The sequence below is a fragment of the Mesobacillus subterraneus genome (genome assembly GCF_003937825.1).
Taxonomy (GTDB): Bacteria; Bacillota; Bacilli; order Bacillales; family Cytobacillaceae; genus Mesobacillus; species Mesobacillus subterraneus.
Map to the genome: position 1 here is coordinate 35,477 of NZ_RSFW01000019.1, position 11,320 is coordinate 46,796.

Below are 11,320 nucleotides of genomic sequence, written 5' to 3' on the forward strand. Positions count from 1 at the left end.
ATTCTTAACCATAAAGATACTTGAAAATAGCGGGCACTCTTTTACGCCAGGCGAGTTCGTTATGGACCGCTCCTTCTGCGACCACGAATTCAACATCTTTGACTTTTTCCTTCAGCAAAGAAAAAACAGCCTTGCCTGATTCAATATACCTTTCACTATCAATGGTTCCAGAAGATTCATTAGTACCTGCATCAAGATAGAATTTTTCGACTGCTGAAAGGTCACATTCTTTAATCAACTGTGCGATTTCTTCTTGGGCAAACCAATAGGCAGAAGAAACCGAAGCAACTTTTTTGAAGATGCCTGGATAGATGCAAGCCGCATAGGTGGAAATCAACCCTCCCATAGAGCTGCCGGCCATTGCAGTTTCATCGGGCCTGGTGCGATATTTTTGATGTATCAGCGGTTTGAGTTCGTGTACGACAAACTCAATATAGTCTTTTCCTTCCCCGCCGATTCCATCAAGTTCCGGTGCAAAGATATTCCTCATCTCGGAACTGGCCCAGGGCGAGTATTCATCGAGTCGCTTATAGCCATCGTTGCAGTCGATTCCAACAACAATCAACTCCAGCCCGCTCTCCTCAAGGTAATCCGATATCCCCCAGGACATTCCATATCCCGCATCTTCATCCTTGTAAAGATTTTGTCCGTCATGCATGAAAAGGACGGGATATCGTTTATTGGGGTGTTCATGGTAGCTTTCCGGTAAATAAACCCGAATCGTTCTTTCGCGATCCAGGGTGGTCATTTTGACGCTAAAATGCTCGAACATGTTGTAACCTCCTATTGCATAGAACTTTATTTGAGGGCCATCTCCACAGCACCTTTGGCATGGATTGCCGTTGTATCAAATAGTGGTATATCGATATCCTCCTGTTTGATCAGAAAGCCAATCTCAGTGCAGCCGAGGATGATGCCTGCGCCTTCGGTAATAAGTCGTTCGATCACCTTCTTGAAATACTCTCTTGAGCCTTCCTGGATGACTCCGAGACATAGTTCTTCAAAAATCGTACTGTTTATCTTTTCCCTGTCCCCTAAATCAGGAACGAGCACTTCCAGTTGATGAGTCTCAATCTGGTCTTTATAGAAATCCTGCTCCATCGTATACTTGGTGCCCAGCAAACCTACCTTTCGGATGCCATGCTTCTTAATGATGCCAGCTGTCACATCTGCAATATGAACGATAGGCAGACAGGTTCGAGCCATAATACGATCTATCACCTTATGCATCGTGTTGGTGCAGATGATGATGAAATCTGCACCTGCTCTCTCAAGGTTCTCAGCTGCGCTGGCCAGAATGTCTCCAGCCTCATCCCACCTGTTCTCTGCCTGGCATTTTTCGATTTCATCAAAATCAACACTGTAAAGAATGCATTTAGAGGAATGGAGACCTCCAAGGCGCTGCCGAACTTCTTCATTTATGATCCGGTAATATTCTGCTGTAGACTCCCAGCTCATGCCTCCAATCAAACCAATTGTCTTCACGCACGTCCCTCCTTCTACCATGATAAAATTATAACTCCCTGTACACAAAAAAGGACAATCAACAGCTGATTGCCCTAAAGTTTCTTAAAAATGTTTTCTGTACCATTCACTAGCTGCTTCTACTTCCTGAAGTGTCAGCTGGTGACCGTTGTTTTCCCAATGAATTTCTACATCAGCATTTGACTCTGCAAGCAATGTTTTCAATTCCACAGACTCCTGAGCTGGACAGATGGGGTCGTTTTTGCCTGCGGCAATAAAAACGGCTGTTCCGGTTTGGTCAGGAAGTTGAATTCCCCTTCTTGGCACCATCGGGTGATGCAGAACGGCCCCTTTTAGTGATTTTTTATAGTGGAACAACAGGCTGGCTGCGATATTGGCTCCATTGGAATATCCAACCGCGATTATATTGTCCCGGTCAAAACCATATTTTGCTGAAGCTTCATCTAAGAATTCATTTAATTCCTTCGTACGGAACACCAGATCTTCTTCATCAAATACTCCTTCCGCCAGTCTGCGGAAGAAGCGAGGCATTCCGTGTTCAAGAATATTCCCCCTGACGCTCAAGACAGAAGCTTCCTGATCGACCATCTTAGCTAAAGGAAGCAGGTCATTTTCATTTCCCCCCGTACCATGCAGCAGCAATAACGTCGGTCTTGATTCATCTGAACCTTTTTGAAAGATGTGTTTCATGGTTTTACACCATCCCTTTAAAAAGCTTTTAATAACAATTTGTTCTAAGCTTCTTCAGCTATACACTCTGCTAAACAGGCCATGTCCATACCCCGGTCAAAGATATTCGCTGAATCGCATTTTTGTAAAATATCTCGAATTAAAGATAATGGTAGTATGTATTGATGGTTGTGTCAAGGAAACTACATTAGGCTGCGGCAGTATCTCTATGTTAAGTACGAATATTTTGCTCCTGACCCTTTAATTGAACAAAAATCTCTCAAAAATACTGACTAAACCGGCTAGCAGTATAGTAACCACATGCATCCAAACTAGCAGTTTCAAGAAAAATACAGCCCACGCTTTCTTTTTTCTGGCATAAAAGAAAATTACCAGCCCAATCAAAAGGCGGAATAATGGAAATTCAAATGAATCAGGTTGAGTAAATACGTCATATAAGAATGTGGAAAGCACTGTTATTCCAAAAATGAATTGATAAAGTTTAAAGATTTTTTCTTTGCGTTCTGTTTCGTGCTTGAATTCGTACACGGTTGTTCCTCACTTTATAAACTCGAATGATGATTTATAGTGTATCAAAGGATAAGATCCAGGCGCTGACCGATACCGCGATTATGATCAGGATAGCCGCAAGCCAGAACGGAGCATCCAATATAATAATGGTTAGGATGATCGATCCCCACATCATGCTGAGGCTTAGGATTTTATTTTTGCGTGTGATCCCGTTTTTTTCACGGAAATCCTGGATATAGCTTCCTAACCATTTATTTTGGATCAGCTTTTGATACAACTTGTCTGATGCTTTGACGTAGCAGGCTGCACCGAGTAAAATCAGCGGAGTCGTTGGCAATAACGGAACCACGATTCCAATGATGCCAAGCGAGATGGAGAGCGTCCCTATGATGATTAACAAAGCCTTCAATGCTGTCTTCACGATCTCCCTCCTAGCTGTTAAAAAGATTTTCCCGGGATGGACATCAAAGAGTTATTTTCCATTTGGCTGGACGGAATTCCTGCTTCAATATAGCTTCTGGCCAGCTTCCAGCCAAAGTCATAAATAAAGGTCTGAAAGAACAAGTTCCCGGTTTTCAATGTCTTTCCATTTATGACGAGCTTCGCGAAAATGACAGACATGGTCTCGTGCTCTCTTAACGGAATTCTTGCAATCTCCTTCAGTTCCCATTCTGCCTTGTTTTCTTTCACGAATGTAAACCCTTGTTCCCAACCTCTGATTGACTCTTCATATCCAAAGTCTGAGATTTTACCTTCTGCTATTTCTCTTGCTTGATAATCTCGTGAAATCATCGGTGTTAACTCCTGTAGAGAAGAATTCCTCCAGGCATCAAGATACTTGTTATGAAAACTATTGAATGACGGCATCCTATAACTCTCCTTCCAGACGGCAATGACAAAATTATCCTATATTAAGCGAGGTATGACAATACCTTCTAAGGCAAAATAAAACAGCTGTCCGATGTGGAACAGCTGCCTAGTCAATTGTAATAGTATGTCTCGTGTAATAGTGACTGTATCTATAGAAAAATTCAACCTTGGCTTCCTGGCCATCGATTGAAAACGTATAAATTGTCTTGGTAGGGTGAGAGTTTTTTTGAAAGACGATGCCATTTTCAGCTGCAACTTCTTCCAAGTAGGATTCAAGCTCTTTTTTCTTGATTGTATTAGGCTTCTGGTCTACAAAGTTTGCTCTCTGTTTTTCCGTGATAAACTCATCTATGCAAGAAACTAAGTTTGTATTTTTTGTCGTCATTACTATGAAGAATCATTCCCTTACTAGTTATTTTTCCAAAAAAATCCAATAAAAAAAGTCAGAAAAGGATTGTTCTAGTTTCATCCTTTTCTGACTTATGATCTGGTTCTATGCCCATTCATTGCTATCAGATATATAAAGTATTTATTTGTTCGTTCAACAAAAAATAATAGAATCAATCAAGTAAGATTAAGAGTTTTAATCTTTACCCTATTGAGTATCTTAACATCTTACCTTAAGAAAATCAATAGTTTATTCAGGCCTTAAAATAAATAAGGTATAGCTTTTATCCTGGTCAAAATTCCAGTCAATAAAGTAATCCGTTATTTTTGCATGGAGATAGGCTTCATAAGCCTGCTTGTGTTTTTCAATCATTTTCTTTTCAAGATTTCGTTTGGCGATTTTCAATGTTTCCTGGAAACCAAGCTGAATGAACTCTTTTTCAAGGCTGATTAAGATCCCATGTCTGACGATGATTAGCGTTCTTTCGTTGAGAAGCTTTGAATATAACACTTCTGGTGCTTTCTGGATTTCCATGCTAAGTTGAACGGTCTCCTGCTCCACATGTTCCTGATGTGTGTATGGAACAAAATCATATGGACGGTCATTCTCAAAAATAAACAAGAACATGCCTGATTTATCATCAAGGTTCCAGTCATAATAAAATTCCTTTATTTTATCTTTCGTATTGGTTTCGATGTATGACTTGATTTCTTCTTCCAGGGTTTCCATCATCAAGTCTCGCGTCTTTTGAACATAGACGCTTTGCTGGTTGGAAATTAAGGTGTTTTCCATCGGGGATAAAAAGTTTGTGATATAAATACAGGCAAATGGTCTTGAGATGGTACAGAAAACATTTCCCGGACCCCGCCCAAAGTTCTCTCTTAACAATCTTCCAATATAACCGCTAATTTCTTTTTCAAGCAATTCTACTTCCATAAAATACCTCGCTATGCAATATACTCCTCTATTATGTTCCCTATTTGCTACTTGCCAAAACCATCTAAGTATCGTATTTAATTTAAGACGATTGTGTCTTTTTATGTATCAATAAATCAGATGCGCCTGTAATATTTGCCTGCATGTTCGGGAATATTATCTCTTGAATTAAGGGGGGCTCAACTTTGGAAGGCACTCATAAAAGCATTAAGCTGACAGCGGCGGAAGTATCCTATTTTTGGACCACTTACCTATCTGATACGATGTCCGTTTGTGTGTTCAGACATTTTCTTGAGCACATCGATGATCAAGACATAAAACAACTGGTCAAGCATGCGATTGACCTGTCTCAGCAGCATGTTGATATCATTAAAGAACTCTTTATTGAGGAAGGCATTGAGGTTCCTCATGGGTTTAGTGATCAAGATGTGAACCTTAAAGCGAAAAGGTTGTATTCGGATATATTTTATTTGAAGTACATAAAAAATATGGCAGGCGGCGGGTTGGGCGGATACAGCAGAATGCTTCCAAATATTTTCCGTGACGATGTCAAATCGTTTTATTCTAAAGCCCTGACCGCTTCAATTGAGCTTGAAAACGAGGCTACAATGATCATGAAAGAAAAAGGATTGGCAGTGCGTCCGCCATTTATTCCTTATCCCCAAAAAGTGGAGTATGTCCACAAGCAATCCTTTTTCCTGGAAGGGCTGGACCGGCGAGGGTCTCTGAGCGGGACGGAAGTCACCCATCTTCACTACAATATTGGAACCAATCAGCTTGGTGCAGCTATCAGCACCGGTTTCAGCCAGGTTGCAAAATCCAAGAAAGTGAAAAATTACTTTGTCAGAGGAAAAGATATTGCGTTAAAGCATATCGCTGTTTTCAGGGATTACTTAGAGAAAAACTCCCTGCCCGCGCCTGCGGGGTTCGAGCCAGAAGTAACCGATTCGAAAGAGTCACCTTTCTCTGAGAAGCTGATGATGTTCCATTTCAGCCTCATGATTTATGCAGGAATCGGCAATTATGGAATTGCCATTTCTGAAAGCCAGAGAACAGATCTCGTAATCGATTACTCCAGGCTCAATGCGGAGATCCTGAAATACTCCGAGGATGGAGCGAATATCATGATCAACAACCAATGGCTCGAACAGCCACCTTTATCCCTGGACAGGGATGATGTTATCAAAGGTTATAAATGAAATGATATCTTAGACGCTAGTGGCAATTAAATTCATCTGGAAGTAACTGTAATCAGCCTGTGAAAATTTTCATAACCCTGCCGATATAAGAAGTAGGTTGACTATTTTCTGCAGAGGAGCATGGCTAATGGATCAATCAAAAGAAAGTCTTTCGGTAAAAATCGAGTTGTTCAGAGAAGAAATGATTAAATCGGGATTGAAGACAGGCTTTGGCAGCCCGGAGACGGTATACCTCAGCCAATTATTAGATGAGCTGATTATGAAGTACCAGGAATACGTTCATTGAATCACTCCTTAAATTCCAGGTCATGTGCATCCCATAAATAGCGCTGAAGAGAAATGGCTTTATCATTCATGAATTCAATTCCTTCTGCTTCAAGCATGACTTTTTGGGTCTGGAACATCTCCTCATCTTTGAATCCTAACTCACCTTTTGAATTAATGACTCTGTGCCATGGGAGACTGTATTGATCTGACATCGAATGAAGGATCCGGACAACTTGCCTTGCACCTCGCGGACTGCCCGCGACGCTGGCAATCTGTCCATATGTCATGACCTTCCCTTTGGGTATGTTTTGAATGATATTGATTACGATTTCAGTAAATCTGGTCAACGGCCAACATCCTTTCTTCTATCCTTTAATATACTACAAAAGAAAATGCCAGGCATGTGCCAGGCATTTTCTTTGCTGTTTCCGGATTGCTTGCGGTAAATTTTCTTACTTTTGCTGATAGGATTTGAATTTTTTTATAATGGTCCAACATAACAATCCTAAACCCCAGTATATTGGAAAAGAATAAATGTGCTTCCAGGTAATTTCTTTATAAATTTTTAAATAGACCATGGATGGTTCAGCGACGAAAGCCAAAAAGAGCGACAGCAGTCCAGTTGCGATAAAGAATTTTCTTAAAGAGAAACTGTACCTTTGATAGACCAGCATGAATGGGATAATGACGACCCCAACATCATAGGGATAGAGCTGCGGATTCAAGTATGGAGTCAGCCTCACTGGGTAGGTCCATACCATTGCATTGCTACCGATCGAATCCAGGAAGATGGCCATTACCCCATAAAATAATCCGAACGCTGTATTTTCTACCAATTTCTTTTTATCAACAATGATCCACCACATGATTGCCGGCACAATCGACAGGATAACTAAAAACCACCATTTTCCAGTAAGGAAATTATGTTCATACCAGTAGGACCTTAACACTTTATGATAATTTCTTTCTGCCTCAAGCAATTCCTGAAGTGAAATGGAACTGAGTACATGTAGATGATCATGAAAGTAATGCCCTATGGTCACTGCGGTGGGAAAAAGCATATCATCACACCCTTTGTATATATGGTGTGAATTTCTGGTTTTTATATGTAAACAATGATTTATTTTTGGGCTTTAATTTTCTGATAGATCTCCATCAGCTGCTCCGGATTAGCATTTGTAAAGTAGGAATAGACCCCTCTTGTTGTATGCAAATAAAGAAAGCCCCGATCTCCAGACATAGTCTTGAATGTAATGTCCAAAACATCCTTGATATCAAAATGGTCAGAAGCCGTCGTTATTCTGTCAGCGTATACCTGTATTTCTTCTTCATATTCTTCATAGACCTGTTCGTTGTCTTCGATTTTTCTTTTCACCCTTAAGTATTGATGCGAACAAAGCAACCAGCTCCCTCCTTTCTTTAACCTCCAATTTTTATTTTACTCATGTTGATTACGATTAACTAATATATTTAACAATAATAACAGGTCAATCGTCAAAAGGAGGATTCTTTTGAAATGCATCGGTGAGCTGCTGGATCAGGAAAAGTATCGGGTCAAAGGGAGAATTGCCATTATTGAAAATAAAGAGACGGTCATGAAGGTTTTCGGCCTTACGAACGCTAAATGGCTGAATGTATGGAATATTGATTCGCGTATTTTGACATTGTTTTATAAATCGTTCGAGTCGGAATATGACTGGTATATTGTCGTATACGATTATCCTGCGTTTTGTGCAGACCCGGAAATTAAAGAAGCCATAATCTGGCATGAGCTCGGACATATCCAATATCCAGTATTTGAACAGCAGCTGAATTTGGACAGTGAAATCAAATGCGATGGACTTGCCATAATGAACGGCCATAAAGAAGGTATGAGAAAGGTGCTGGACCTTACATTGAGTATGGCTCGAACACTTAACCATGAAATTTTAACCCATATTACTACTGAACGGCAAATGAGGCTGCCTGGGTAGTGGATGACTAGAATTCTTTTTCAGACATGATACTGATGAGAATGATTTAGAAAAAAACTGCCCGCCATCGCAGGATGGCGGGCAGTTTGGAATCAGCCTGTATTCCTTAGGCCGGCAGCAACGCCGCTGATCGTTAGTAAAACTTGTGTCAATAGTTCATCGTCCGGATTTTCGTCCTTTCGAAGTTCCTGGATCAGCTTAACCTGAATGAAATTAAGAGGATCCACGTATGGATTTCGCCGATGGACGGAATCCTTGATATTCGGTGTATGGTCAAGCAGCTCTTCATCCTCGGTGATTTGGAGCAGGGTGTTCTTTGTCATTTCATACTCTTCGACAATATTGCCGAAGATACGGTCTGCGATCGCTTTGTCTTCCACAAGCGATGTGTATTCCTGTGCTGTTGTGATATCGGCCTTCATTAATGCCATTTGCAAATTATCAACCGTACTGCGGAAGAATGGCCACTCAGCATACATATCCTGCAACAGCTTCAAATTCTGTGGGCTCTCTTGAGCAAAGTTCTGCAAACCAGATCCGGCAGCATACCAGGCCGGGAAGAGCTGTCTGCTCTGTGTCCAGGCAAATACCCACGGAATCGCGCGGAGGTTTTCAAACTTGCTGCTGTTTTTACGGCTCATCGGACGAGAACCGATGTTCAGCTCGGCCAGCTCCTTTAGTGGAGTTGCCTGATTGAAATAGACAATGAAATCAGGATCCTCGAAAACGAGCGATTGATATTTTCTTAGCGACACTGCAGAGATTTGCTCGATAGCATCCACCCATTTTTGATCTCTAATATGCCCTTGTTCTGACTCCTTCAAGACATTAGCTGCGGCTTTCATCATGGTTGATGTAGCCTGCTCGAGACTGCGGTAGGCAATGTCCTTCAACAGATAACGGGACGATAGAACCTCTCCCTGCTCAGTGATTTTGACACCCTGGCCAAGTGTTTCGACAGGCTGGGAAAGAAGGCTTCTGTTCAATGGTCCGCCCCCTCTTCCAAGAGAACCGCCTCGCCCATGGAAGAATTTCAGGCCAATTTGATATTTCTTTGCCATTTCATTGATCTCAAGCTGGGCCTTGTAAAGCTTCCAGTTTGCTGTCAATGTGCCTCCATCCTTGCTGCCGTCAGAATACCCAAGCATGATTTCCTGCTGGTTCCCCATTTTCGCCAGATGGTTACGGTACACCGGCATATTGAACAGTGTTTCCATGATTTTCGGCCCAGCCGTCAAATCGTCGATTGTTTCAAGCAATGGTGCGACGTTTAAGTCGGTATCGAATGTGCCGTCGGCATGGAGTCGGTAAATCCCCGCTTCCTTCGCAAGTACAAGCACTTCCAGCAAATCACTTGCCGATTGAGTCATACTGACAAGGTAAACGTTAACCGACCGTTTGCCGAATTCATTGTGCGCATTTTTGATCATCTGGAAAACTTCCAGCATTTCCTGTGTTTCCTCTGAATAATCTTCATGAAGCAAAAGCAAAGGACGCGGATCAGCTAAAATGTTGCCAAGCAACTCCTGTTTTTCTTCCTCGGAAAGAGATGGATAATTTTCTGTAATACCCACCTTTTTAAGAATTTCAGAAATGGCGGCTTCATGTTCACCGCTATGGTTTCGAATATCCAGAGTAGCAAGGTGGAAACCAAACAGCTGGACTTGCCTGATCAATTTTTGCAAGGTTTTTAATTCATGATGTTTTGGATGGTGCTGATAGATACTGCGCTTTATGATCATCAGGTCTTCCAGCATTTGTTCTGATGATTGATAACCGATCGCTGATTTTCCAGCTTCTTTCAGTCTCTGTAGGATGACCGCGAATTTTCGGCGGTATACTTCGCCTTCAACCTTCCACTTTTGATCCTCTGTCAGATAGGTTCCTTCATCAAAAACGACTGATTGGATAAGCTCTTCGCTTACCTCAGCCCTTGCAGTCGAGTGGCTGAAACGTTTCATCAGGTCCACCAGGACAGCTTTATATTTTTTAAGCACTAGACGTCTTTGTCGTTGAAGAGTTTCCCAGGTTATCTCAGGAGTTACGTTTGGGTTACCATCACGGTCGCCCCCAATCCAGGACCCAAAGCGAAGGAAGTGAGGCACTTTCCAATCGTGTTCCGGATAATGCTCTTTTAAACTTGTTTCAACTTCCTGGTGTATTTCAGGAAGAACGTCAAATAAAGTCTGGTCAAAATAATATAGGCCATTCCTGACTTCATCAATAACGGTTGGCTTCCGGTCCCTCAATTCATCTGTTTGCCATAGCACGGAAACTTCATTAAACAGACTTTCTTCGATACTTTGCCGTTCTTTTTTTGAAAGAAGTGGATTATCCAGACTCTTTAAAAGATCAGCGATCCTTTTTTGGATTTCAAGGATGGAGCGTTTGGTTGCCTCCGTAGGATGGGCAGTAATGATCAATTCCAGGGAAATGGTATTGAGTACATTTTGGATGATATCTGAGGTTATATAGTTGTCCTTCAATGATAGGATGGCAGATTCAATGGATCCTGGCTGTGCGCTTAATTCAGATTTAAGCAGGTAGTCACGGCGCCTGCGGATCCGATGGTTTTGTTCTGCCGCATTAATTAAATGAAAATAAACAGAAAAAGCCCGGATAATATTTTTTCTCATTGGCACCGATAGTCCTGCGATTTCAGCTTTTAAAGCTGGATAGGTTTCACGGTCGTTTTCATTCCTGAGTGTTTTGCACATTGCACGGATTTTTTCTACTTTTTCAAACAGCTCTACTCCGCCATGATAGACAAGGATGTCCCCCAGGATGTTTCCTAACATTTTTACATCTCTGCGGAGCGGCAAACTGCTGTCGTTTATTTCGATTCCTGATGTCATATTGTCACCTTCCTAAAACTTGTAAGAATATTTTAACTATTAATATATCACAAAAGTACTTAGAATGTGAAATGATAAGCATGTTCCCGTTCTTAATGCAAACTGGATCTTTTCCGAATTCCTATTTCTATTTCCTATTGCCATAAA

At 41.4% G+C, this 11,320-nt stretch carries 15 protein-coding genes; 3 read left to right on the top strand and 12 right to left on the bottom strand.

What is annotated here, in order from left to right:
- Positions 1-4 precede the first annotated feature (4 nt).
- From EJA10_RS16530 to EJA10_RS16565, 8 genes are all read right to left on the bottom strand, one after another.
- A complete protein-coding gene (locus EJA10_RS16530; RefSeq protein ID WP_125481134.1) occupies positions 5-772 on the bottom strand; it encodes an alpha/beta hydrolase in 768 nt (255 codons plus the stop codon).
- Positions 773-798: 26 nt separating this feature from the next.
- Complete coding sequence (locus EJA10_RS16535; protein ID WP_125481135.1) at positions 799-1,485, bottom strand: aspartate/glutamate racemase family protein; 687 nt, start codon at positions 1,483-1,485, stop codon at positions 799-801.
- Between the two features lie 84 nt (positions 1,486-1,569).
- A complete protein-coding gene (locus EJA10_RS16540; protein ID WP_125481136.1) occupies positions 1,570-2,175 on the bottom strand; it encodes an alpha/beta hydrolase in 606 nt (201 codons plus the stop codon).
- Between the two features lie 240 nt (positions 2,176-2,415).
- Positions 2,416-2,703, bottom strand: coding sequence for a hypothetical protein (locus EJA10_RS16545; RefSeq protein ID WP_125481137.1), 288 nt, complete (start codon positions 2,701-2,703; stop codon positions 2,416-2,418).
- 34 nt (positions 2,704-2,737) lie between these two features.
- Positions 2,738-3,106: a YbaN family protein gene (locus EJA10_RS16550; protein WP_211340590.1), complete on the bottom strand. Its 369-nt coding sequence runs from the start codon at positions 3,104-3,106 to the stop codon at positions 2,738-2,740.
- Between the two features lie 17 nt (positions 3,107-3,123).
- The gene (locus EJA10_RS16555; protein ID WP_125481138.1) at positions 3,124-3,552 is read right to left on the bottom strand and encodes a flavoprotein; all 429 of its coding nucleotides are present in this window, start codon (positions 3,550-3,552) and stop codon (positions 3,124-3,126) included.
- A gap of 109 nt (positions 3,553-3,661) precedes the next feature.
- Positions 3,662-3,940 (bottom strand): hypothetical protein, encoded by a 279-nt coding sequence (locus tag EJA10_RS16560; protein ID WP_125481139.1) that lies wholly within the window; start codon positions 3,938-3,940, stop codon positions 3,662-3,664.
- 252 nt (positions 3,941-4,192) lie between these two features.
- On the bottom strand, positions 4,193-4,879 hold the full coding sequence (locus EJA10_RS16565) for a Na-translocating system protein MpsC family protein (RefSeq protein WP_125481140.1): 687 nt from the start codon (positions 4,877-4,879) through the stop codon (positions 4,193-4,195).
- Positions 4,880-5,064: 185 nt separating this feature from the next.
- Between EJA10_RS16565 and EJA10_RS16570 the strand changes: the two genes are divergently transcribed.
- Positions 5,065-6,078 carry a DUF3231 family protein gene (locus EJA10_RS16570; protein WP_125481141.1) on the top strand — a complete coding sequence of 338 codons (1,014 nt, stop codon included), beginning with the start codon at positions 5,065-5,067 and terminating at the stop codon, positions 6,076-6,078.
- Positions 6,079-6,205: 127 nt separating this feature from the next.
- Complete coding sequence (locus EJA10_RS16575) at positions 6,206-6,364, top strand: aspartyl-phosphate phosphatase Spo0E family protein (protein ID WP_125481142.1); 159 nt, start codon at positions 6,206-6,208, stop codon at positions 6,362-6,364.
- Between the two features lies 1 nt (position 6,365).
- Here EJA10_RS16575 and EJA10_RS16580 read toward each other — a convergent pair whose 3' ends face one another.
- The 3 genes from EJA10_RS16580 to EJA10_RS16590 form a co-directional block, all read right to left on the bottom strand.
- On the bottom strand, positions 6,366-6,692 hold the full coding sequence (locus EJA10_RS16580) for an MGMT family protein (protein ID WP_125481143.1): 327 nt from the start codon (positions 6,690-6,692) through the stop codon (positions 6,366-6,368).
- Between the two features lie 105 nt (positions 6,693-6,797).
- Complete coding sequence (locus EJA10_RS16585) at positions 6,798-7,406, bottom strand: CBO0543 family protein (RefSeq protein ID WP_125481144.1); 609 nt, start codon at positions 7,404-7,406, stop codon at positions 6,798-6,800.
- 59 nt (positions 7,407-7,465) lie between these two features.
- Positions 7,466-7,747, bottom strand: a complete 282-nt coding sequence (locus EJA10_RS16590) for a hypothetical protein (protein ID WP_125481145.1) — start codon at positions 7,745-7,747, stop codon at positions 7,466-7,468.
- Positions 7,748-7,856: 109 nt separating this feature from the next.
- On the opposite strand from EJA10_RS16590, the gene EJA10_RS16595 reads away from it, so the two are divergent.
- On the top strand, positions 7,857-8,318 hold the full coding sequence (locus EJA10_RS16595; RefSeq protein WP_125481146.1) for a hypothetical protein: 462 nt from the start codon (positions 7,857-7,859) through the stop codon (positions 8,316-8,318).
- Positions 8,319-8,410: 92 nt separating this feature from the next.
- Here EJA10_RS16595 and ppc read toward each other — a convergent pair whose 3' ends face one another.
- The gene (gene ppc, locus EJA10_RS16600; RefSeq protein ID WP_125481147.1) at positions 8,411-11,173 is read right to left on the bottom strand and encodes a phosphoenolpyruvate carboxylase; all 2,763 of its coding nucleotides are present in this window, start codon (positions 11,171-11,173) and stop codon (positions 8,411-8,413) included.
- Between the last annotated feature and the right edge of the window lie 147 nt (positions 11,174-11,320).

Bases quoted from the DNA above. Each gene is read 5' to 3' on its own strand.
- EJA10_RS16575 (WP_125481142.1), top strand. From the start codon at position 6,206: ATGGATCAATCAAAAGAAAGTCTTTCGGTAAAAATCGAGTTGTTCAGA.
- EJA10_RS16565 (WP_125481140.1), bottom strand. From the start codon at position 4,879: ATGGAAGTAGAATTGCTTGAAAAAGAAATTAGCGGTTATATTGGAAGA.
- EJA10_RS16540 (WP_125481136.1), bottom strand. From the start codon at position 2,175: ATGAAACACATCTTTCAAAAAGGTTCAGATGAATCAAGACCGACGTTA.
- EJA10_RS16530 (WP_125481134.1), bottom strand. From the start codon at position 772: ATGTTCGAGCATTTTAGCGTCAAAATGACCACCCTGGATCGCGAAAGA.
- EJA10_RS16555 (WP_125481138.1), bottom strand. From the start codon at position 3,552: ATGCCGTCATTCAATAGTTTTCATAACAAGTATCTTGATGCCTGGAGG.
- EJA10_RS16560 (WP_125481139.1), bottom strand. From the start codon at position 3,940: ATGACGACAAAAAATACAAACTTAGTTTCTTGCATAGATGAGTTTATC.
- EJA10_RS16585 (WP_125481144.1), bottom strand. From the start codon at position 7,406: ATGCTTTTTCCCACCGCAGTGACCATAGGGCATTACTTTCATGATCAT.
- ppc (WP_125481147.1), bottom strand. From the start codon at position 11,173: ATGACATCAGGAATCGAAATAAACGACAGCAGTTTGCCGCTCCGCAGA.